This is a genomic window from Psychrobacter sp. AH5 (genome assembly GCF_040371085.1).
Classification (GTDB): Bacteria; Pseudomonadota; Gammaproteobacteria; order Pseudomonadales; family Moraxellaceae; genus Psychrobacter.
Map to the genome: position 1 here is coordinate 895890 of NZ_JAMBMT010000001.1, position 21847 is coordinate 917736.

21 protein-coding genes are annotated in these 21847 nt (G+C 43.4%); 12 read left to right on the plus strand and 9 right to left on the minus strand.

Annotated elements, in window-relative coordinates; genetic code table 11:
- Positions 1-100 precede the first annotated feature (100 nt).
- Positions 101-331 (minus strand): hypothetical protein, encoded by a 231-nt coding sequence (locus tag M0N77_RS03820; protein WP_353103682.1) that lies wholly within the window; start codon positions 329-331, stop codon positions 101-103.
- A 260-nt stretch (positions 332-591) separates the two neighbouring features.
- Between M0N77_RS03820 and M0N77_RS03825 the strand changes: the two genes are divergently transcribed.
- The 4 genes from M0N77_RS03825 to M0N77_RS03840 all read left to right on the plus strand — a co-directional run bounded on the left by M0N77_RS03825 (position 592) and on the right by M0N77_RS03840 (position 4614).
- Entirely contained in the window at positions 592-1941 is a 1350-nt protein-coding gene (locus tag M0N77_RS03825) for a DASH family cryptochrome (RefSeq protein ID WP_353103684.1), read from the plus strand.
- 80 nt (positions 1942-2021) lie between these two features.
- Positions 2022-2459, plus strand: a complete 438-nt coding sequence (locus tag M0N77_RS03830; RefSeq protein WP_353103686.1) for a DUF3429 domain-containing protein — start codon at positions 2022-2024, stop codon at positions 2457-2459.
- A gap of 209 nt (positions 2460-2668) precedes the next feature.
- Positions 2669-3904: an NnrS family protein gene (locus M0N77_RS03835; protein ID WP_353103688.1), complete on the plus strand. Its 1236-nt coding sequence runs from the start codon at positions 2669-2671 to the stop codon at positions 3902-3904.
- Positions 3905-4101: 197 nt separating this feature from the next.
- On the plus strand, positions 4102-4614 hold the full coding sequence (locus M0N77_RS03840; RefSeq protein ID WP_353103690.1) for an Rrf2 family transcriptional regulator: 513 nt from the start codon (positions 4102-4104) through the stop codon (positions 4612-4614).
- 72 nt (positions 4615-4686) lie between these two features.
- Here the strand turns inward: M0N77_RS03840 and M0N77_RS03845 are convergent, their stop codons facing one another.
- On the minus strand, positions 4687-5430 hold the full coding sequence (locus M0N77_RS03845) for a hypothetical protein (RefSeq protein WP_353103692.1): 744 nt from the start codon (positions 5428-5430) through the stop codon (positions 4687-4689).
- A 449-nt stretch (positions 5431-5879) separates the two neighbouring features.
- On the opposite strand from M0N77_RS03845, the gene M0N77_RS03850 reads away from it, so the two are divergent.
- The gene (locus M0N77_RS03850) at positions 5880-6323 is read left to right on the plus strand and encodes an SRPBCC family protein (RefSeq protein ID WP_353103694.1); all 444 of its coding nucleotides are present in this window, start codon (positions 5880-5882) and stop codon (positions 6321-6323) included.
- 53 nt (positions 6324-6376) lie between these two features.
- Here M0N77_RS03850 and M0N77_RS03855 read toward each other — a convergent pair whose 3' ends face one another.
- The 4 genes from M0N77_RS03855 to M0N77_RS03870 all read right to left on the minus strand — a co-directional run bounded on the left by M0N77_RS03855 (position 6377) and on the right by M0N77_RS03870 (position 9533).
- Positions 6377-6688: a DUF1244 domain-containing protein gene (locus tag M0N77_RS03855; RefSeq protein WP_353103696.1), complete on the minus strand. Its 312-nt coding sequence runs from the start codon at positions 6686-6688 to the stop codon at positions 6377-6379.
- A 61-nt stretch (positions 6689-6749) separates the two neighbouring features.
- Entirely contained in the window at positions 6750-7493 is a 744-nt protein-coding gene (locus M0N77_RS03860) for a hypothetical protein (protein ID WP_353103698.1), read from the minus strand.
- A 115-nt stretch (positions 7494-7608) separates the two neighbouring features.
- Positions 7609-8355, minus strand: coding sequence for a hypothetical protein (locus M0N77_RS03865; protein ID WP_353103700.1), 747 nt, complete (start codon positions 8353-8355; stop codon positions 7609-7611).
- Between the two features lie 179 nt (positions 8356-8534).
- Entirely contained in the window at positions 8535-9533 is a 999-nt protein-coding gene (locus M0N77_RS03870) for an alpha/beta hydrolase (RefSeq protein ID WP_353103701.1), read from the minus strand.
- Positions 9534-9753: 220 nt separating this feature from the next.
- Between M0N77_RS03870 and M0N77_RS03875 the strand changes: the two genes are divergently transcribed.
- From M0N77_RS03875 to mmsB, 6 genes are all read left to right on the plus strand, one after another.
- Positions 9754-10962 (plus strand): MFS transporter, encoded by a 1209-nt coding sequence (locus M0N77_RS03875; protein WP_353103703.1) that lies wholly within the window; start codon positions 9754-9756, stop codon positions 10960-10962.
- 121 nt (positions 10963-11083) lie between these two features.
- Complete coding sequence (locus M0N77_RS03880) at positions 11084-12757, plus strand: fatty acid--CoA ligase (RefSeq protein ID WP_353103705.1); 1674 nt, start codon at positions 11084-11086, stop codon at positions 12755-12757.
- Positions 12758-12977: 220 nt separating this feature from the next.
- Positions 12978-14465, plus strand: a complete 1488-nt coding sequence (locus M0N77_RS03885) for a CoA-acylating methylmalonate-semialdehyde dehydrogenase (RefSeq protein WP_353103707.1) — start codon at positions 12978-12980, stop codon at positions 14463-14465.
- A 71-nt stretch (positions 14466-14536) separates the two neighbouring features.
- Positions 14537-15697: an acyl-CoA dehydrogenase family protein gene (locus M0N77_RS03890; RefSeq protein ID WP_353103709.1), complete on the plus strand. Its 1161-nt coding sequence runs from the start codon at positions 14537-14539 to the stop codon at positions 15695-15697.
- A 65-nt stretch (positions 15698-15762) separates the two neighbouring features.
- Positions 15763-16998 carry an enoyl-CoA hydratase/isomerase family protein gene (locus M0N77_RS03895; protein WP_353103711.1) on the plus strand — a complete coding sequence of 412 codons (1236 nt, stop codon included), beginning with the start codon at positions 15763-15765 and terminating at the stop codon, positions 16996-16998.
- Between the two features lie 174 nt (positions 16999-17172).
- A complete protein-coding gene (gene mmsB / locus M0N77_RS03900; RefSeq protein WP_371834184.1) occupies positions 17173-18123 on the plus strand; it encodes a 3-hydroxyisobutyrate dehydrogenase in 951 nt (316 codons plus the stop codon).
- A 42-nt stretch (positions 18124-18165) separates the two neighbouring features.
- Here the strand turns inward: mmsB and M0N77_RS03905 are convergent, their stop codons facing one another.
- Positions 18166-18933: an IclR family transcriptional regulator gene (locus tag M0N77_RS03905; protein WP_353103713.1), complete on the minus strand. Its 768-nt coding sequence runs from the start codon at positions 18931-18933 to the stop codon at positions 18166-18168.
- A gap of 567 nt (positions 18934-19500) precedes the next feature.
- Between M0N77_RS03905 and M0N77_RS03910 the strand changes: the two genes are divergently transcribed.
- Entirely contained in the window at positions 19501-20340 is an 840-nt protein-coding gene (locus tag M0N77_RS03910) for a hypothetical protein (RefSeq protein ID WP_353103715.1), read from the plus strand.
- A gap of 142 nt (positions 20341-20482) precedes the next feature.
- Here M0N77_RS03910 and M0N77_RS03915 read toward each other — a convergent pair whose 3' ends face one another.
- Both M0N77_RS03915 and pal read right to left on the minus strand, forming a co-directional pair.
- Positions 20483-21121, minus strand: a complete 639-nt coding sequence (locus tag M0N77_RS03915) for a 4'-phosphopantetheinyl transferase superfamily protein (RefSeq protein WP_353103717.1) — start codon at positions 21119-21121, stop codon at positions 20483-20485.
- A gap of 180 nt (positions 21122-21301) precedes the next feature.
- Positions 21302-21838, minus strand: a complete 537-nt coding sequence (gene pal, locus M0N77_RS03920; protein WP_353103719.1) for a peptidoglycan-associated lipoprotein Pal — start codon at positions 21836-21838, stop codon at positions 21302-21304.
- Positions 21839-21847 lie beyond the last annotated feature (9 nt).

A 21847-nucleotide genomic window follows, 5' to 3' on the forward strand; every position in this document is an offset into this window, starting at 1 on the left:
TATTACAGCTTGGATTTAACCCATATAATGCACAAGTTTGAAATGAGAAGACTGCTTGAGTAGCAGTCTTTTTTATGCGTAAACAAGAAGCTAAAACCTGCTACTTGAGATTAAAACCTAAAATGGACTGTATCTCTTCTACGCTGATATTTCTAACTAGCGCTTGCTCTTCTACGCTTAAGCGATTGGTATGCTCTTTGATTAACACATAAATGCTGCGAGAAATCTCTGAAGTAGAAGCATAATACATTTGCGGCTCATCGCGCGTCAGCTTTGTCAAAAATCTATTGATGATCTTACGTTTTTCAGTGGAGCCGCTTTCTTCTGTCATAGTATCTTCCTAGTAGTTATTATAATTATAGCTATCTAACCATTTAAGCAGTCAACTCACTAGGAGTCAACGTTTATCATAAAGGCATTTTACGATTTTACTGAGAATATATTCGCCCCTTTTAACACGCTTTATACTGCGCTAAACTCTTTATCATATTATAGTTAATCTCAACAGTTAATCCTATCAGTTAAGGTCAAGTAAAACTAAATTTTATGTAGTAGATAAAAGCTTTGTAAATAATAACGGCAGATAACAATATGAATAAAAAGCAAAATGATAAAGTGGTCTTGGTATTATGTCATAATGATTTGCGCTTGCACGATAACGCGACGTTGGTCAAAGCGGCTAAGCAGGCAGAATCAGGGCATCTGCTACTGGCTTATGCAGCCAACTTAACCAATGAGCTAAATCAAAAAGCTTGGGGTCAGTCTTATCATTTTGATAAATTGGGTGATGCGCGTCAGCAGTTTCTCAATGAGAGTTTGGCTGATCTAAACGCGTCCCTAAATAATTTGGGCAATAGATTACTCTACTTATCACAAGAGGGTTCAGAGCATAATCATAACGCCTTTGCACAATTAAGTGAGCTTATAGAGCAGCAGCAAGTTAGCGATATTTTTGTCAGTGATACTGCCGACTATGCGCAAATTAAGATCTATAATCTATTGCGCGCTAAATATCCTGATATTGCTTGGCATAGTGAATCAATCAATACCTTGTATCCCAAAATGCCGACTAAGAAGCTACCGCAAAGCTTTACCCAGTTTCGTAAAAAGGTTGAGTATGATCAAGATTTGCTCAAAGCAGACACGGATTTAGAGATAACTAAGATACCAACGACGTTGCCGCCATTGCCTGAGGCGCTAATTGACGCGTCAAAGTATGCTCTGCAATTACCAAAAATTAATAAGTCTGCCAACCCTGCTAAAGATCAGCCTGAATATAAAGGCGGGGAGAGCGCCGCGCTTGAGCATTTAGAGCGTTATTTCAGCTCTGCTGCGCCAAGTAGCTATAAAATTACTCGTAACGCTCTGGATGAATGGACGCATTCTACTAAGTTCTCAGCTTGGCTTGCCAACGGCACGCTATCGGTAAAAGTACTGCTTAATCGTTTGCGTCAATACGAGCGCGAAGTGGTAGCGAACGGCTCGACTTACTGGATCTGGTTTGAGCTACTATGGCGCGAGTATTTTTATTGGTATGCGCTAGAGCATCAACAGGATTTATTTTTATTCAAAGGCATAAGCGATCATAGACCCTCAAATCGGCATAATCAGCAGCGCTTAGAGAGTTGGCAAAAGGGCGAAACCAAATATCCTATCGTTAATGCTTGTATGCAGCAGCTCAATCACACCGGCTATATGTCAAATCGTGGTCGCCAAATCGTCGCTAGCTGCTTTATCCATGAATTGGGTCTGGATTGGCGCTATGGCGCGGCTTATTTTGAGCAGCAGCTGATCGATTATGATGTCGCCAGTAACTGGGGCAATTGGCAGTATCTTGCCGGAGTAGGGGCCGACCCTCGCGGCTGCAGACAATTCAACTTAAAAAAACAAACCCAACAGCATGATCCTAATGGCGAATTTATCAATAAGTGGTTGTCTTAATAAATTACCATAGGGGCGTGTTGAGGTAGGTTTTACTAGAATAAATGTCTAATGGATAAATCGTGAATGAGCTATAAGCTATGAAAAAACCCAGTCCTTACCTCACCTTTGCAGGTACCATACCCTTTATCGCTTGCGCTATTTTGATTACTTTAGGCGTCGATAGCATTTTGGCATTAGGAAGCACAAGATATATATTAGCGACTTATGGCTTAGTGATTGCCACTTTTATGGCAGGCGCGCAGTGGGGCAATCATTTGGCGCTAGCGGATGATAATCCTTGGGCCTCTCGCTTGCCTATTTTGAGCAATATTATCACCTTGATATTATGGTTCGGCTTTTTGCTGCTATCGACAGCCGCCTTTATTGGGCTATTGATGGTAGGGTTTATCAGCTTACTGCTCATCGATTATAGCCTTAACAAGGCTAGTATCATCACGGCTAAATATTTTAGCGTCAGAAAGTATGTGACACTGATTGTGGTGATCTCTTTGCTTATCTCGGTAGTACAACTATGAGTTAGCGTATAAAGCTGACTCTATTGCTTTATGAAGACCACCCATGAGATGGTTTTTTTATGAGGTTTAATAGTGCAGACGAGCGTTTCGTCTATTTAGAAAAGTAAAAAACATTGTATAATTTATAACATTCATTTAAAATGAATCTTTAAAAGTAGCGTGTTACATCAAGTACTAAATATAAGTAGAACACTATTAAGCAGATAATTATGCAATCGATAAATTTACCTAGCAAACCACCAAGCTCGCCGCACCCCATTCTTAATCTAAGTTTTCGCATATTTTTTAGTGCAGCGGCTATATTTGCCGTAGTAACGATGGTGTTGTGGGCCTTTGTTTTTACCGGTCACACTGATATTGACGCGCAAACGCTAAATCCGTTTTATTGGCACGGTCATGAGATGATTTATGGTTACGCGCTCGCGGTAGTGGCTGGGTTTTTATTGACCGCAGTGCAGACTTGGACTGGCGTCAAGATGCCTTACGGCTACAAGCTATTGGGAATCTTTAGTTGCTGGTTAGTAGCGCGTCTAAGTTGGCTAGCCTTTGGTTTAGGGTGGGATTTTGGTTTAAACTCCCTTTTACTCTATATCGCTGCTGTGTTTGATATGCTGTTCGTTGGGCTAATGGCATGGGTGGTGTTTCGCGCGGTACTGCAAGTTAAGCAGTACAAGCAAATGGGCATTTTGGCCAAATTAGCTTTACTGACCTTGGGTAATGGTCTGTGTTATTGGGGCATTTTTACTCATAATATGACTATGACTAAGATAGGTATCTATCTTGGATTTTATTTGATTATTGGGTTGGTATTGACCATAGGACGGCGAGTAGTACCGTTCTTTATTGAGCGCGGCCTTGCCCATGATGGTATCAATATCAAAGTGCGCAATAGCAAATGGCAAGATATCTTGAGCCTAGCTTTTTTCTTAGCGTTTTTTATAGTCAATCTATTTTATACTAATAAATATCTGCTGACGATTACCGCTACCGGGGTAGCACTGGTCAATATCGTGCGCTTAGTCGGCTGGTATCATCCAAGTATTTGGCAAAAGCCGCTACTGTGGTCATTATATATTGCGTTTTTGGGGATGTGTTTAAGCTTTGTACTATACGCTTTGCAGCCTTGGCTAGGGTTTAGTCATAGTTTGGCGCTGCACGGATTATCTATTGCAGGCGTTGGCATGATGACGCTTGCGATGATGGCGCGAGTATCGCTTGGGCACACCGGACGCAATATTCATCAGCCGCCAAAGTCAGTGAATGCGATGTTTGCGCTGATGGTAGTGGTGTTTATTAGCCGAGCATTTTTGCCTATTGTCGCAATCGAGCACTATCTATTATGGATTATGATCGCTCAAGGGGCTTGGATTGCGTGCTTTGTGCTGTTTTGTATCAGCTATCTGCCGATGCTGTCAAAGCCTAGGCCGGATGGCTTGTTTGGTTAATTCAAGCAAGTGTTGTCTCAATATAGTCAGCTCAAAGTAAAATTGTTATAAATTTAAATGCGCTACTGGTATAAATTTTACTGGCGTGCTGTTATCACAGAGGCTGCGCAAAATTCATCCCAGCAGCGCTATACTATTTTTAGAGTGAATTGACTATAGCAGTACTATAAACTAAAAATATCAAGGAGCGCTTGACCATGAAGCTGACCAATTATAGTGACTATGCGCTGCGCTCGTTAATCTATTTAGCTATTAAGCCTGAGCCGCAAGCATTAGCTAATATTAGCGACATAGCAGACAGCTATCAGATATCCAAAAGCCATCTGACCAAGATTATTCATCAGCTCGGACAGCTGGGCTATATAGAAACCATTCGCGGTAAGAATGGCGGTATCCGGCTAGCGCGTAAACCTGAAGATATTAATTTAGGCATACTCATTAAGCAGATAGAGCCTGATTTTGCATTAGTAGAGTGCTTTGCTGCGAGCGTGCCGACATTAGATCATGTCGAGCAACAGGGATTGCCCATAAAACTTATTAACCAGACGATTAGCGATTCGCCGGCTAAACCAGGCTGCGTGATAAGCCCGGTTTGCCGACTAAAAGGGGTGTTTTTTGAGGCGCTTACTGCTTTTGTAAAAGTCCTAGAAGACTATACTTTGGCAGATATTATCAGTAATGAGGCCGAGTTAGCTAGGATTTTATCTTAGTTTATTATTGTGAAATACCACTAAAAAAGGCTGCCAAATAAGCAGCCTAATTTATAGAAAATTGATTAGCCATTAAGCTTCTTCAAGATCTTCACGTTTTCTCTCAATAGTATTTAATAGCGTTTCTTTAAATTGACCTTTTTCAAACTCAATCATGTGGGTATGCGCGGCGCAAAAATGACGGACATCCCAGTCATGAGCGAGCTGGGTGGCCCAATCACAATACTGCTTACCAGCGTCAGGCTCATCTTTTAGTGCTTTTTTGGTATCCGGCTGCAAAAGTACTTCAGGCAATATGGCATCTAGTATCTTAACGGGCGGGGTCATAAAGGTATCATCGACGTGCAAGCTTTTGCTAGCGGGATGATAAACCAATAGCGAGCCGGCATGCACTGAATCGTCAGGCGCTATGTAATAAATACCCTTGGGCAGTGAAAACTCAAGCTCAGGATAACGCTTGGCGACCGCTTCGCTTTCTACCAAATCAGATGACCAATCGACATTTGGCGCTTGCTCAGGATGACGGCGACTGCCATAGAAGACTGCTTGCGGAAAATCCTTTGCCATCTGCTCACAGTGTACGGTATGAAAAGGATGCACGTTCAATACCGCTTCAACATCTTGACCATCATTGGTTAGCTTCATGACCGTCTTGCGCACCTCATCTTTTAGCTCATAGCTGTCCAAAAAGATAAATTTACCTGACTCTAACTGCACTAGCGAGCACTGCGCGCCCACGTCTAATATGCCGCCTATCTTAAAAGAGCCGCGGACATTCCAAAACCCTGAACTTAAATCGTTAATTGAATCTGCCATTATAGTTATCCTTATTTACTTTAAATGCGTTATAAATTATTTTGATTTTAGTGTTTAGGCAACTTTGAGCGCCAAATAAGCGCCAAGATGCTAACTGTATTTGCTATCACTGCAAATTAGGGTAGGGTATAGTCAGATTAATTTGTAGTCAGGCTTTGTTAAGCTTGTTGGCTTATCTTTATTTGGCTGATTTCATAGTGATAATGATATTAGCTCTAGTTTTATCTAAAAAACCACTTAGTAAAGTTTATATGGCTAATCCTGACTAAAAAGAATACAGCTATGTCAGCGTGCTACTGGTATAAATTTTCCTTGCGTGCTGCGTCCCTTCGATGCTGCGCAAAATTCATCCCAGTAGCACTGTGTTTGTTTTATAGTGAATCGACTATACTATAAAAGTAAATTTATAATCTAAATCATCATAATTTGAATATTAATGAGAGTATCTAATGTTTAAAATCAAAGTAGAGCGCATAGTAAAAAAACCGATAGATGAGGTGTTTGAAGCCATAAGTGACCATGCCAGTTATGGATCGTTTAAGGCGGTGGGGAAAGCTAAACTGTTGACTGAAGGGGATGACGAGCGCAATGGTGCTGGTGCTTTACGCACCATTCAAACCGAACCTGTTAAATTTTGGGAGCGAATTACGGCGTTTGAGCGCCCAACTCACATGCAGTACAAAATCGAAAAAGCTAGACCCGTAAAAGTGAGACACGACAAAGGCAGTATCGATTTAAAAGATTTGGGCGATGGCAGCACACAAGTGACTTGGATATCTGAAGGTCGATTAGTGCTGCCATTACCATTGATTGGCCGCTTACTTGATCGCAAAATGCAGAAACAAGGTACAGTAGGGTTTAACAGCATACTCAAAGCCATAGAAAGCCGCTAACTTAGCGGCTTCGTTTATTTTTGTTTTTGATTTTAGTCTCATAACTTATGACTTTAATCAGCTTTTTTCTTAGCCGCTTCAATCTCGTTAAAGCGGGCTAACTGCTCAGGGGTTGCTGGTTGCTGATATTTTTCCTTCCACTCAGAGTAGGGCATGCCATAAACCAGCTCGCGCGCCTCTTCGTAATCGATATCGATACCGCGCTCTTCACCAGCTGCTTTGTACCATTTGGATAAACAGTTGCGGCAAAAGTCAGCAAGGATCATCAGCTCAATGTTTTGAACGTCCTTACGCTCGTCTAAATGAGCCAAGAGACGACGAAATGCTGCGGCCTCTAATTCGATATTCGGTTCTAGTTTTGCCATAAGGGTGTGTTCCTAGTCGTAATGTGTATTATTAATTAAAGACGTTTAAGCGCTAAGGTGATTAAGCATTCTCAAGCTTAGGACGCGCTTTAGCAACCGCTTTTAATAGTGCCTTTTCAAACTGTCCTTCTTCAAATCTAACCAAATATGAATGCGCGGCACAAAAGTTACGCACATCCCAATCCTGCGCTATTTGCGTGGCCCAATCACAATAGTCTTTGCCCGCATTTGGCTCATCTTTAAGCGCTTTTTTGGTAGTAGGGTGCAGCATCACCTCTGGCAATACTTTGCCAAGCAGCTTGGTTGGCGGACTCATAAAGGTATCATCGACATGTAAGCTTTGGCTAGCAGGGTGATACGCCAATAACGAGCCGGCATGAATCATCTCATTGGCATGAATATAATAAATACCTTGCGACTTAGAGAACTCAAGCTCGGGGTAACGCTCAGCAACCGCTTCACTCTCAACGAGATCCTCACTCCAATTTACCTCAGGCACTTGTTTGGCATGACGGCTACTGCCATAAAATATCGCTTGCGGAAAGTCTTTAGCCATTTGCGCGCAGTGCACGGTATGAAAAGGATGGACATTAAGTACCGCTTCTACGTCCTGCCCATTATTGGTCAATGCCATCACTTTATCGCGCACCTCACCTGTGAGCTTATAGCTGTCTAAAAAAATAAATTTACCTGATGCTAATTTGATTAGCGAGCACTGCGTACCGATATTAATAATGCCGCCAATACGAAATTCGCCGCGTATATTCCAAAACCCTGATCCCAAATCATGTATTTTCTCTGACATTTATGGCTCCTAATAAATCATTATTGATGAATGGTTTTTAACTAGTTATGCAATGCTTGACTGGGTTTAATCTAATACTTTTAAATCTAACCGCTTTAAATATTAAGCTTACAAACTAGCCTGCTTCTAAAGTGGCACGCGCTTTATTGATAGTGTCGGTCAGTTTTTCTTCAAATTCGCCCTCTTTAAAGACCACTAGTCCTGAATGCGCCCCGCAAAAATGTCGTACCTTGCGCCAATCATGCGCAAGCTTGGTTGCCCAATCACAGTATGCTTTACCCGCATCTTCCTCATCCTTTAAGGCTTTTAAAGTTGTCGCATGCAAATTGATACCAGCTTGTACTTTGTCAAACAGCTTGGAGGGTGGAATCTCAAAGGTGTCATCGACATAAAGGCTTTGACTAGCAGCATGATAAACCAGCAGAGAGCCTGAGTGTACCGAATCATCAGGAGCTATATAATAAATCCCTTTAGGCACTGAGAATTCAAGCTCAGGATAGCGCTTGGCTACCGCTGCGCTTTCGACATAATCCTCGCTCCAATCGACCTCTGGCACCTGCTTATGATGGCGAGCACTGCCATAAAAAGTAGCGTGCGGCAAGTCTTTGGCCACGCGGGCGCAATGCACGGTATGAAAGGGATGCACATTGAGCACCGCTTCGATATCTTGACCGTCGTCGGTTAAAGCCATGACTTGTTCTTTGACATCTCCTGTCAAGGTATAGCTGTCTAGTAAGATAAATTTGCCAGAGTTTAGCCTAACTAGGGCGGACTGATTACCGATATCGATCATATTATCTCTGACAAAAGAGCCGCGAATATTCCAAAAGCTGTTGCCTAAGTCGTGTAGTTGATCTGGCATTTATTATAATCCTTTTTTATAGCCCTCAGCCTGTGCACTATAGCGACTAACTACTGCGCTTATACCCGAAGGGTCGAAAATTATATTGATAGTAAAGTGCGTTTAATCATACTTAAACACAGCAGCTATTGCAGTGTTTTTCACCATTACTATACAAGGTCTCAAAACTATACAAGGTCTCAAACGCAGTTAGCATAATCGTAGCTTGAGATACGCCGGCTGTCGCTGTAGTTGTTATTAGCGCATAAAAATTTATCAAAGCGTTGATCTTTATTAATATAGCGCTGCATCCAAGCGATAATCGGTTTGCTCAGCAGTCTCTCATTAAAGCGGTAACTGGGACAAAAGTGACTGGCGTTGTTGACCTCAATCCTCATTTTAGGACCGATCGCTTTTTTATAAAATACCGAGCTGTATTTTTTATTGTTAGCAATACCGTCATACTCGCAAGCGATGACCAAAGTGGGCGTACTCACTGCACCATAGTCTTTGTCATGATACGGCGCAAGCGGCACAATAGCGCGAACCTCCTCTCGCTGGGCGGCCAGTTTTAGCGCGCCGCCGCCGCCCATCGACCAACCAATCGCGCCTAGACGGCTAGCATCTACTACTGCGCCGACGGTTTTATCGGCGATGATAGTATCTAAAGCGGCGCTCAACTGCTGAGCGCGGTTATCAGGATTATCATAGATAGAGTTGGTGTTGATGGTAATAACCACAAAGCCCCAAGAGGCTAGTCTAGGCCCGAGCCATTTGATCGAGGATTCATAAGAGACAAAGCCTGGCACTACCGCAATAGCCGCAAGTAGGCCGCAGTTGCTAGGGTTGGTTGGATGATAAGTCGGATAATAAATAGTACCGCCGCCAAAACCTTTTGCCGATGAGCGAGGTATGACTTTGTTAGTGATAGAGAAGGGGCCGTTATCGAGAGTTTGCGCCAGATTATCAGCGGTAATGACGCTATCCTCTAAGCATTTGGTAGTAGCCGCTAAAGGTTCAACCGCGTTCTTTGATAAGCTCCCATTTAATAGCGCAGTCTTAGTTGAGTAAATAACTTGCTCTTCTATTATATTAATGTCCGCTATCGCAGAGGCAGAAGCGAGTAAGAAAGTTACGATAACCGTAAAAGAGGCAGTAGTAGTAATAGGTTTTGTTAAAAAAATAGTATTAATTAGCATAGTCAGTCATTTTTCATAGATTAGCAAAAGGATAAAAAGTCTAGAGTTGTAGGCTAAAAGGGAGGATAAAAAAACCACAACACATAAATGCTTAGCGTAGTCTGAGACCGTGATACCATAATATCTTTTTGCTAGTATAAACGCCTAGTCAAATTTAAATGACCTTGTCGAACTATGTCCAACTACGCCTATATACGGCGTCATAATAAATCAGAATGTTGTGAATAAAAATAATCCTGCTAGCTTACAGACCCAAGCTCCTACCTTTGCTCCACCCTCGCTGCTCCTCAAGCTGACTATCGGCCTAATAGGCATGTTTGCTTTTTTGCAAGTGTATTCCATTCAAGCGATATTACCCGTAATCATAGACGAGTTTGCCGCTAGCGAAGTGCAAGCGGGGATGGTGGTTGGCGCGACTATCTTAGCTATCGCTATTATGTCGCCATTTTTGGGCATGCTCTCAGACGCAGTAGGGCGCAAGTCCTTTGTGGTCGGAGCCTTGTTATTTTTGACTATTCCTACCGCGCTCATTGCCCAAAGCTCTAGTGTTGAATGGATAGGGCTTTGGCGCTTTATTCAAGGCTTATCTGTACCCGGTATTACTGTGGTTATTATTGCCTATATTGGCGAGGAGTTTGAGGGACAAAGCGTGACTGGGCTGATGTCTTTTTATGTTTCAGGCTCAGTCTTAGGCGGTTTTATGGGCCGGTTTTTATTGGGCCATTTGCATGAGTTTATAGGCTGGCGTCATGCTTATTATGTCTTAGCAGCATTGACTTTGCTAAGCGCGCTTTGGGTAGCCAAAACCTTGCCTAGCTCCAGCCATTTTGAGGCCAATCCTAACTTTCGCTCTGCTATGAAGACATTGGGCGCACATCTGGTCAATCGCTATGTGGTGACCGCTTGTCTACTTGGCGCTTGCGTCTTATTCTCTTTGGTCGGCTGCTTCACCTTTATCAATTTATATCTAGCAGATAACCCTTATAATTTGGGCACTGGCGACTTAGCCAATATCTTTGCAGTTTACTTAATTGGGGTAATCATCACTCCTTTATCCGCCACTTTATTAAGCCGATTTGGCTCAGCTCGGACGATTATAGTAGCGATACTTGTCTCTATTACAGGAGTGTTATTAACGCTAGCGTCGCCCTTATGGCTTATCGTTATGGGACTAGGGGTGATGTCCTCAGGAGTGTTCGTTACTCAGTCAGCAACGATTAGCTACATCGCGGTCAATGTCAAACAAGGCCGATCGCTTGCATCAGGTCTATATTACTTGTTTTATTATGCTGGCGGGACGATAGGCGCTTGGCTGTGCGGCTTAGCCTATGCTTACGGACACTGGCGAACGACAGTCTGGTTATTACTATTGGTGCAAGTGTTGGCCTTGATGATAGCTAGCTTTGGCATGATAAAAACCAAAAGATAGGCGAATGAAGGTCATAGTAAAATCAGCCTACTTACGCAAGCCTACTTTACATCGTTAGTCGTTTTTTTTACTATCGAAGGGATTATTTTGCAAGCTATATAAATCACAAGGAAGATCATTTATGTCAACAGCTTATCATAGTGCGCCCTCTGCTTACGATTATCCGCTCATTATCAAGCAGCTATTGAACCGCGCCAAGACCGTCTCACAAGATCAAGAAATCGTTTATGCGGACAAACAACGCTTTACTTATAGTGAGTTTTTTACCCGTATTAATCGCTTAGCCAATGTCTTAGCCAGTCTAAATTTAGCGGCTGGAGATGTCATCGCCGTGATGGACTGGGACAGCCATCGTTATCTGGAGTCCTACTTTGCTATTCCGATGTCTGAGTATATATTGCAGACGGTTAATATTCGTCTGTCTCCTGAAAAAGTGCTATATACCGTCAATCACGCCAAACCCAAAGTGTTAATGCTAAATTCTGAATTTGCACCATTAGTGAAAGACTATCAGTTTGAAAACTCAAGCATCGAGCATATCATCTGGCTTGATGACAATGGTGTCACCGCTGAGGGCGTATTTGGCGATAACCAAAGCCGCGTTACCGGCGAGTATGAAGCATTGTTGGCTGACGCTGAGGATAGCTTTGACTTTCCAGATTTTGATGAAAACACTATCGCCACTACCTTTTATACTTCAGGCACGACGGGCAATCCCAAAGGGGTATTCTTTAGCCACCGTCAGCTGGTACTGCACAGTATGGCGGAAGCGGCAACGTTAGGAATGTTGCCTGATAAGCAAGGGGTAAGCTACGGCGATGTCTATATGCCGATGACGCCGATGTTCCATGTCCATGCTTGGGGCTTTCCCTATACGGCAACGATGACAGGACTTAAGCAAGTCTATCCGGGCCGATATGCGCCAGATACTTTGCTTGATTTAATCATTAACGAAAAGGTGAGTATTACCCATTGTGTGCCAACGATACTACAAATGGTGCTAGGTGAAGCGCAAAAGCGTAATGAAAGCTTTAATGGTTTAAAGATGATCATTGGCGGCTCTCGATTGACCGAAGGCTTGGCCAAAGCCGCTTTGACGCAAGATATCGAAGTGTACACCGGTTATGGTATGTCAGAGACTGCGCCGCTTATCGGTCTGACTGAGTTTAGTATTGATGAGCCTGAGATGAGCATGGATGAAGATATCCATCGCCGCTGCATGTCGGGCAAACCTGTGATGATGGTCGATGCACAAGTTTGGAACACCAATAATCAGTCGGTCGGAGTCGGTAAAGAGCATACAGGGGAGCTGGTACTACGCGCGCCTTGGCTGACGCAAAGCTACTTTAAAAATGACGATGCCGGCACTGAGCTGTGGGAAAACGGCTATATGCATACCCAAGATATTGCTTATATGACCAAAGACGGCTACTTCAAAATCACCGATCGTCTCAAAGATGTGATTAAATCAGGCGGCGAGTGGATATCTTCATTAGAGATTGAGACGATTTTATCATTGCATCCGGCGGTAGCTGATGTGTCGGTCATTGGCGTGCCTGATAAAAAGTGGGGCGAGCGTCCCGTAGCCTTAATAGTGCTTAAGCCTAGCCATCAAGATACAAATGCTGAGGATATAAAATCTGTCGCTGAACAAGCCGTGAGTAAAGGTATCATTCCCAAGTACGGCATTCCTAGTGAGTTTCAATTCGTTGATGATCTACCAAAGACCTCAGTAGGTAAACATGATAAAAAACTCATGCGTGATCATTATAAAGAGCAAAATAGTAATGAGTAAAAAGTCGCAGTTTGTCAGGATCTGTTGAATATCAAGATAAGCTCATGAACGCTCATGAGCTTATTTTTCATAGTAGAGTCAGGCCAGTTAACAACGGACTTAATCAGCGTAAAAATTAAACTATTGACCACAAATTCACATTATTGTTATAGTCTTTAGCGATAACAAATAAATCATTTTAATATAATTCTCTGTTCTATAAAAAAGATAAGGATATCTTATGCATCACGTTCAACAACTGATTAATGGTCAATTTACCTCATCCAAAACCAGTGAATGGATAGATATCACTAATCCTGCGACGCAAGAGGTCATCGCTAAAGTACCGCAAAGCACTGCTGATGAGATCAATGAAGCCGTAGCTACGGCAAAAGCTGCCTTTCAGACTTGGCGCAAGACCCCTATTACCACCCGCGCGCGTATCTTTTTAAAATACCAACAGCTTATCCGCGAACATATGGATGAGCTGGCAGAAATACTGACAGCTGAGCAAGGCAAAACCCTTGCCGATGCGCGCGGTGATGTATTTCGCGGTTTAGAAGTCGTTGAGCATGCTGCTGGTATTGCCAATCTACAAATGGGCGATTTTGTCGAAAATGTCGCCTCAGATGTCGATACTTATAGTATTTGGCAGCCGCTTGGTGTTTGTGTAGGTATTACTCCTTTTAATTTTCCGGCGATGATTCCGCTATGGATGTTTCCGATGGCTATCGCCACGGGCAATACCTTTATCCTAAAACCCTCTGAGCAAGATCCGATGGTTACTATGCGTCTCGTTGAATTAGCTATAGAGGCGGGCGTGCCAAAAGGCGTATTGAACGTGGTGCACGGTGGTAAGCCAACGGTCGATGCTATCTGTGACCATCCTGATATCAAGGCAGTGTCTTTTGTGGGTTCCACCAAAGTTGGCAAGCATGTCTATGAGCGTGCAAGCCTATCTGGTAAACGCGCCCAGTGCATGATGGGAGCCAAAAACCATGGGGTTATTCTGCCTGACGCCAATAAAGAGCAAACCCTAAATCAGCTTGCAGGAGCCGCCTTTGGCGCAGCAGGGCAGCGCTGCATGGCCTTATCAGTGGTGGTATTAGTCGGCGCGGCAGGCGAGTGGATCGATGAAATCAAAGCCAAAGCGCAAAGCCTAGTGGTCTCTGCGGGCAAGAACGATAAAGATCTAGGGCCATTGATTTCTCCAACAGCAAAAGCTCGCGTTGAGCATCTAATCAACACTGGTGTCGAAGAAGGGGCTAGCCTCATCTTAGACGGTCGCGGCATCCAGGTTGAAGGTTTTGAGAAAGGTAACTTTGTTGGCCCGACAATTTTTGATCATGTCACAGCCGATATGCAAATATACCAGCAAGAAATCTTTGGTCCGGTGCTTTGTATCATGCGCGCGGAAAGTTTGGATGCAGCGATTGAGCTGCTAAATGCCAATCCCAATGGGAATGGCACTGCTATCTTTACCCAGTCAGGAGCCGCCGCGCACAAGTTCCAGCAAGATGTGATGGTCGGTCAAATCGGTATTAATTTGCCTATTCCTGTGCCATTACCGATGTTCTCTTTTTCAGGCTCACGCGCCAGTAAGCTTGGTGATTTGGGTCCTTATGGCAAACAAGCAGTACAGTTTTATACTCAAACCAAAACCGTTACCGCGCGCTGGTTCGATGATGAATCCAGCCAAGGCAAGGTCAATACTACTATTTCGATGTAACTTTATAAAAAGCTATACGCCTAATAAGAAGCTATACGCTTATATTTGCCGCAGATTTAAAGGATTATTCCATGGATTTTACGTTAACAGAAGACCAATTGGCTTTTGCTCAAAGCGCCAAACAATTCGCCAAAAAAGAGCTTAGACCTCATGCGGCGGAGTGGGATCGCAGCTCTTATTTTCCCATAGAGGTCATCAAAAAATCAGGCGAGCTTGGCTTTTTGGGACTTTATACCAACCCTGATTATGGCGGTTTGGGATTGCCGCGACTAGACTCAGCTATCGTTTTTGAAGCTTTAGCTTGGGGCGATACCTCAGTCGCCGCCTATATGAGTATTCATAATATGGTGTCATGGATGATTGGCGCATACGCTAGCGAGGAGCTGTGTCAGCAGTATCTACCAAAGATGATGAGTGGCGAGTGGCTGGGTAGTTATTGTTTGACAGAGCCAAACGCAGGCTCTGATGCCGCCTCGCTACGGACTAAGGCTGATAAGCAAGGCGACTACTATATCCTAAATGGCGAAAAAGCCTTTATCTCAGGCGCAGGTTCTACCGACGTGCTCGTCGTTATGGCGCGCACTGGTGATACTGGCGCAAAAGGGGTGTCAGCCTTTGTGATTGATGCGACTAGCGCTGGTATCGAATACGGCAAAAACGAGCATAAAATGGGCTGGAAAGCGCAGCCTACGCGCACTATTAGCTTCAAAGACGTCAAAGTCCCTGCTGCCAATTTGATAGGAAAAGAGGGGCAAGGCTTTAGTATTGCGATGAAAGGCTTAGATGGTGGGCGTATTAATATCGGTATTTGCGCTGTCGGTACTGCGCAATCAGCGCTTGAAACGGCTACTAGCTATGTCAAAGACAGAAGTCAATTTGGTAAGCCTATAGCAAGCTTTCAATCGGTGCAATTTAAGCTTGCCGATATGCTTACGCAAACCATAGCCGCGCGGCAAATGCTTTATTTGGCCGCCAATAAAGTCGATAACAATGATCCGCAAGCCTCCACCTATTGCGCTATGGCTAAGCAGCTCTCTACTGATTTAAGCTTTGAGGTGGCCAATCAAGCGCTACAATTACATGGCGGCTATGGTTATCTGAACGACTATCCGCTTGAGCGTCATGTAAGAGATCTGCGGGTGCATCAGATATTAGAAGGCACTAATGAGATTATGCGGGTGATAGTCTCGCGGCAAATGCTGCAAGACGATGCCCTTAGCTCCTTGCGTTAGGGTTTGTTTTAATACCTTTTAGCTTTTAATTTATGTACTTTTAATAACCATAATAGGTTCTTTTTATGACCACCAAAACCAGCCCTGAAACTATCCCTTTTCCCAAAAAACAAGCGGCAGTGCTTTTTCACACCGAAGACACTACCTGTGGGCATCGGCTTGGCATTATGACCTTAAATAGTCCCAAATCGCTCAATGCGTTAAGCGTCGAGATGTGTCAGCTGTTATCCAAGCAGCTTGAGCAGTGGCAAACTGATAGTCAGATAGTTGCCATTGTGCTTCGAGGGGCAGGGGACAAGGCTTTTTGTGCCGGCGGTGATATTCGTAAACTCTATGACAGCATGTCAGAGTCAGCGCCACTACCCAATCCTTATGCCACTGAGTTTTTTGGTCATGAGTACCGCTTGTATCGACAAATGCATTTTTATCCAAAGCCGCTCATTCTTTGGGGTGATGGCATTATTATGGGCGGCGGTATGGGACTGATGGCGGCTTGTAGCCATCGTATTGTCACGGAGCGTACCCGCTTTGCCATGCCGGAGATTACCATTGGCTTATTCCCTGATGCTTCTGGTAGCTGGTTTTTGCAGCGTATGCCAGCGAGTAGCGGTTTATTTTTGGGACTGACGGGCGCGCAGTGTAATGGCAGCGATGCTTTATTAGCCAATCTAGCCGAATATAGTGCTAGTAGTGAGGATTACGACGCTATCATTGAGCGTTTAAAGAGCGCTAATTGGCGAGCTGAGATGGAACAAGGCTTTGGCAGGTTGCCTAGCGTGACCAGTCGGGCCTTAGCCTCTCATCGGGTAGCAGAGCTGCCAGAGAGTAAGCTTGCCAAGTACTGGCAGCCGATTCAGCGAGTGATGAATAGTGGAGGTTTGGCAGATATAGATAGACTGCTACAGGACGATGAAGCATTAGCGCAAATTGATGCTGACTTTGCGGCAGATAGCTGGACGCAGCGAGCTATCGCCACTTATCGCCATGGTTGTCCGGTGACCGCTGCTTTGACCTATGCTTTATATTATAAAGTCAGCGCTTTATCGTTAGAGCAAGTGCTATATCTAGAAGCTAACATTGCGGTACACTGCGCGGCCAATCCTGACTTTAAAGAAGGAGTGCGCGCGCTACTGATTGATAAAGATAAAAATCCAAAGTGGTCGCGTACGCTAGCTCAGTGCTTAGATGTAGAAGGACAAGCCTATATTGAGTCGCATTTTGACAATCCTTACGCGCAAGGACAGCATCCTTTGCAAGATTGGCTAGGAGCGGACGCGTTAGGGTCTCAGCACGTTAGATAGTTGAGCTTGCTGATAGGACGCTTAACTCTATAGGATTATTGTGCTTTTGGCTTACTATACACGCGTCAATGCTAGTATGAGTACCAGCACCACAATAAGTATTGAGATAAGCAAAAGGTGATGAATTCATAGTTGACTGATAAACTATCAGCTAACTGATCAAGGAGAGATGTGATGAATATGACAGATAGTACAGCCGCGCAAAATAAAGCCTCAAAGCCGAATATTGCTTTTATTGGTCTAGGTCATATGGGCGCTCCTATGGCAGAGAACTTACTCAAAGCCGGTTACTCTTTGATGGTTTATGATATCTCAGCAGCAGCCACCGAGCGTTTACAACAAGCAGGCGCTAATGTCGCGGCCAATCCAAAGATGGCCGTAGCCAATGCGCAAGTGGTTATCACTATGCTTCCTGCCGGCGAGCAGGTTCTCTCTATATATCTAGGCGAAGATGAGCAAGCAACAGATGGTTTACTAGCGAATTTACCCCAAGGCACACTAGTGATAGACAGTAGCACGATAGCGGCTTCTGATGCGCGAAAGGTAGCCAAAGAGGCTGATAAGCTAGGTATAGATTTTTTAGATGCACCAGTATCCGGTGGCACCGGCGGCGCGATAGCAGGTAGTTTGACTTTTATCGTTGGTGGTAGCTTAGAGGCTTTTACTAAAGCTCAGCCTATCCTTAAATCAATGGGCAAAAACATATTTCATGCAGGCGCTAATGGAGCTGGGCAAGTGGCGAAGATATGCAATAATATGCTGCTTGGCATTCTTATGACCGGTACCGCTGAAGCTATCAATCTAGGGGTCAAAAACGGCTTAGATGCCAAAGTGTTATCCGATATTATGCTACAAAGCTCAGGACGTAATTGGACGTTAGAGGTGTACAACCCTTATCCGCAAGTGATGGAAAATGTACCCTCTAGCCATCACTATAAAGGCGGCTTTATGAGCAAGCTTATGCAAAAAGATCTCAATCTTGCGCTACAAACCGCCAAAGAGATTCAGGTTGAGACGCCAATGGGACAAAGAGCGACTCAGTTGTATGATGAGCATGTAAAAGAAAATGACAATAAAGACTTCTCTAGCATTATGGCTATGTACGATAAGTCGGTGCTGAATTAAGCCTGATTATAACTACTTAATTTTATAAATATTCAATACGCTCTAGGCTTGTACTTCATCAAGCTCGTATAAAAGCGTCTGAATCTCTTGCGCTGCTATTCTCAGCTTTGGCACATGAGTCAATAGCTCCTCTAACGATACGCGAGTGGTAGGAGCATTGACAAAGAGGGAGGCGACATAACGCGATTTTCTATCGAGGATAGGAACAGAGACTGAAAAAGTTCCAGGAATAAATTCCTCGTTATCCATTCCAACGGCGGTTTCAGCGATAGCATCTAATTCTGCATTTAGCTTATCTATATCGGTAAGAGTGTTGTTGGTATATTTATCAAGGGACAGCTGTCGTAGCATTTTTGCCCGTTTTGGCGCTGATAATTGACTAAGATATAGCTTCCCTGTCGCTGTACACCACATAGGCGACTTTGAGCCAACAGGTAAGTAGATCTGTATTGGCAGCTTAGTCTGTACCCGATTGGTGTATAACATGCTCATCTGATAAGGCACAGCGATACCGCAGCTCTCCTTAGTATGCTTAACTAATTCTTGCAATATCAGTTGCCTCTCATCAAAGAACTGTCTTTGTTGCCAAAGCTCAATACTAAGATTGCGCACGCGCTTCCCTGGGATAATCCCGCCGCCTATATCGACCCCTACAAACCCTTCTTCTACCAAAGTCTGTATCAATCTATGAATGGTAGGCTTTGGAATATCAAGCTCTTGGGATAATTCCAGAGGAGATAGAGGTTTGACGGCATAGGATACCGCTTCAACAATCTCTAAGACACGAGTAATAGACGATACTTTAGGCATAAAATGAGCTCAATAATTGATATTTAAATACTAATTAGCGCGAGTAATGATAATTTACTAAGTAGCAGTTACTTGATAAATAGCTAGTTACTTCTAGTAGTATAACGTTTTTACAAATTATATTTTGAAAATTGATTCAAGCTATCATGCCACATTACTGCAAAGCATCTTTATCACCAAGGGTCTTTACTACAAAGCGTCTTTAAAAAGATAGCTTTGATACATCATTTCACAAAAGACAACAAACAGTAGTGTTTGCCTATATAAGCTACACTGTTTTGAGAGCTGTATTAAGACTAGAATAGCTTTAGTCGGATGAAGGCTTTGCTACGCTAATAATTATATTAGACATATTTAGTAACAATATTAAGCTTAATCACTGATTAGTATGGAAATGATTACAATAGCCATGCAATCTTTACATAATGGTAAACAAAAAGCGCCTCTTTAGGGATGACTTTTGAAGCCAAAATTGTTTTAATCTGCTCAACAAAATGATGGTTTAAAAACAACTCTAAATTATCATTAATAGTGGGCAAGCTACTCTACACTTTTAGGAGATTTATAATGAAACTTATCAAACTTACTGCGGTATCTGCTGCTATCTTGGCATCAACCGCTGCTATGGCTGCTGATCCAATCGTTGTTGTCGATAACAATGATGCTGTCGTCTATGAAACAGCGACACCAGCTTATCAGTATCAAAGCGATGCTGGCGTCATTCGCAACACCACAGGCGCAGTAGTTGGCGGTACTAAAACTTTCTTTGGTACAGTATTAAATCCAGCAGCTATCAGTGCTGAAGTGGGTTCACTAGGTTATGGTGCTAACATTGGTTGGGCACTAAATGACAAAACTGAACTGCAAGCGGGTTGGGCAGGCGGCGACGTAGCTGACTTATTCGGTGGTGATTTTGATGCTAACGATGTCAATTATGACGTCGATGCTGATTTTAGTAACCCGTACTTAGGCGTACAGTTACGTCCAGCAGCGAACTGGTTCACTATGGGTGCTGGTATTATCGTTCCTGATAACGATCTTGATGTTACTGCTAATCCTGAAGGTGGCGTGTATAAAATCAATGATGTCGAATATGACGCTAATGATGTGGGTGTATTGCAAGGTAGTCTTGAGCATCGTAACAAATTAGCGCCTTACTTAACCGTTGGTTTCCGTCCTAACATCACTAACAACTTTGGTGTGTTTGGTGAGATCGGTGCGGCTTATCTAGGTAAAACAGACGCTACTGTTACTGCTAACGGTAATAATTTAGCTGTAGGAAATGATGCAGGACTGATAGGTGTTAGCTCAAATGACGTAGCTGCACTTGCTGAAAGAGAATTAGAAGATAAGAACTGGATCGAGTGGTTGCCAATTGTTAAATTAGGTGCAACTTACCGCTTCTAATTTATAGAGACTATTTTCTATAAATAATGAATAAAAAACGGTCTTCGGGCCGTTTTTTTTTGTGTCTTGTGTTTTGTATTTTAAACTAGCTAAAGTAGCGATGGACCAAACTTATAAAGTAGCCTACTAGCAGTAGGCTTTATCAAAAAACAATGACCGTTTGCTGCGCTTTAAGAATAGTCAGCTGGTGCTGAGAAAAAGATCTATCATTCAAGTCAGTAAATGAGCTATCAAATAAGCGATTAGTTAGCATGTCATTTGTAAGCAGTTGCTGCGTAAGGGCCGGATAAGGCATTCCCAACCCAGCTGCTAGTTTGTTTTGATCAATCTTAATGAAGCTTTCTTTGATTTGCCAAAGTAATTTGACCAGATAATCACGTTTAGCCATAGGTAGCAGCTCTAACATAGCAATCTCGCTAGGATGATAATAACGTTTAGCCACTTGCCAAGCTACCTTATTAATCTCAACATCGATACCGATAGCTTGCTTATGACTGATAGCGACCGCTACTTTGTTAGCCGAGTGACTAAAGCAGACATAATGACCATGACGGCTAAGTCTATAAGGAAACTCCAACTCTTCTAAGGTATCTACGATAGCCAGCTCATCTAGTAGCTTTTGTAATAATAGCCGTACGCCCTGACGCTGATCTTGACGTTTTAGACTTTGAGCCGTTGGCGTATTTGTTTTTAATATCGGCAAAACTCCTTCTAGAGTCGCCGTAGCGCAGTAGCTACCAGGATCAAGCTGAGTAAACTGAATATTATTAAGTGATAACATAAGTGATGATAGTAGTGTTAGTGATGGTTTATAAAGTAGATAAACGCAGTTTTAATTCTAAAAAACCCAATGATAATACTATCATTGGGTTTACTTTTTTACAGTAGGCTAGTTACTTTTGGCTTATAAATAATCTGCCATAAACCTTTTATGGCAAACGACGCTATTAGTAAGGCGCTATTAGTAAGACAGTTCTGCACGGCGATTTTGGGCGTAGGCTTCTTCTGTATTGCCCGCTACCGCAGGACGCTCTTCACCATAGCTGATCACTCGAATGTTATTTGCTGACACACCCTGCGCGGCTAGATAATCACGGGCAGCTTGGGCACGGCGCTCACCTAAAGCCATGTTGTATTCACGGCTACCGCGCTCATCAGTGTGGCCAGCGATTAGCACTTCAGCCGTTGGATTTGAGCTTAATAGGCTGGCATGCTGATTCAGTACGCTAGCCGACTGCGCAGTAATCTCACTGCTATCAAATGCAAAATAAACCACCGCTTGGATATTGTTAGCAGCATTGACTACGCCAACTTGATTATCGACAATAACTGCGCCAGTATAAGCGCCTTGACCACCAGGAATACCTAGTGGCGCTACTACCACCTCAGAAGTAGTGCGTTTGGTCGCACAACCGGTCGTTAAAGCGACAGCGCTAGAGAGGACAGCTAAAGCAGCAATCTTGGCAAAACGGCTACTAGAAGAGATATTTTTTGACATTTGAAGCTC

Coding starts and splice junctions, on each gene's coding strand:
- M0N77_RS03890 (WP_353103709.1), top strand. CDS start 14,537: ATGGATTTTACGTTAACAGAAGACCAATTGGCTTTTGCTCAAAGCGCC.
- M0N77_RS03880 (WP_353103705.1), top strand. CDS start 11,084: ATGTCAACAGCTTATCATAGTGCGCCCTCTGCTTACGATTATCCGCTC.
- M0N77_RS03915 (WP_353103717.1), bottom strand. CDS start 21,121: ATGTTATCACTTAATAATATTCAGTTTACTCAGCTTGATCCTGGTAGC.
- M0N77_RS03860 (WP_353103698.1), bottom strand. CDS start 7,493: ATGTCAGAGAAAATACATGATTTGGGATCAGGGTTTTGGAATATACGC.
- M0N77_RS03840 (WP_353103690.1), top strand. CDS start 4,102: ATGAAGCTGACCAATTATAGTGACTATGCGCTGCGCTCGTTAATCTAT.
- pal (WP_353103719.1), bottom strand. CDS start 21,838: ATGTCAAAAAATATCTCTTCTAGTAGCCGTTTTGCCAAGATTGCTGCT.
- M0N77_RS03870 (WP_353103701.1), bottom strand. CDS start 9,533: ATGCTAATTAATACTATTTTTTTAACAAAACCTATTACTACTACTGCC.
- M0N77_RS03845 (WP_353103692.1), bottom strand. CDS start 5,430: ATGGCAGATTCAATTAACGATTTAAGTTCAGGGTTTTGGAATGTCCGC.
- M0N77_RS03885 (WP_353103707.1), top strand. CDS start 12,978: ATGCATCACGTTCAACAACTGATTAATGGTCAATTTACCTCATCCAAA.
- M0N77_RS03905 (WP_353103713.1), bottom strand. CDS start 18,933: ATGCCTAAAGTATCGTCTATTACTCGTGTCTTAGAGATTGTTGAAGCG.
- mmsB (WP_371834184.1), top strand. CDS start 17,173: ATGAATATGACAGATAGTACAGCCGCGCAAAATAAAGCCTCAAAGCCG.
- M0N77_RS03825 (WP_353103684.1), top strand. CDS start 592: ATGAATAAAAAGCAAAATGATAAAGTGGTCTTGGTATTATGTCATAAT.
- M0N77_RS03850 (WP_353103694.1), top strand. CDS start 5,880: ATGTTTAAAATCAAAGTAGAGCGCATAGTAAAAAAACCGATAGATGAG.
- M0N77_RS03830 (WP_353103686.1), top strand. CDS start 2,022: ATGAAAAAACCCAGTCCTTACCTCACCTTTGCAGGTACCATACCCTTT.
- M0N77_RS03865 (WP_353103700.1), bottom strand. CDS start 8,355: ATGCCAGATCAACTACACGACTTAGGCAACAGCTTTTGGAATATTCGC.
- M0N77_RS03855 (WP_353103696.1), bottom strand. CDS start 6,688: ATGGCAAAACTAGAACCGAATATCGAATTAGAGGCCGCAGCATTTCGT.
- M0N77_RS03895 (WP_353103711.1), top strand. CDS start 15,763: ATGACCACCAAAACCAGCCCTGAAACTATCCCTTTTCCCAAAAAACAA.
- M0N77_RS03820 (WP_353103682.1), bottom strand. CDS start 331: ATGACAGAAGAAAGCGGCTCCACTGAAAAACGTAAGATCATCAATAGA.
- M0N77_RS03835 (WP_353103688.1), top strand. CDS start 2,669: ATGCAATCGATAAATTTACCTAGCAAACCACCAAGCTCGCCGCACCCC.
- M0N77_RS03910 (WP_353103715.1), top strand. CDS start 19,501: ATGAAACTTATCAAACTTACTGCGGTATCTGCTGCTATCTTGGCATCA.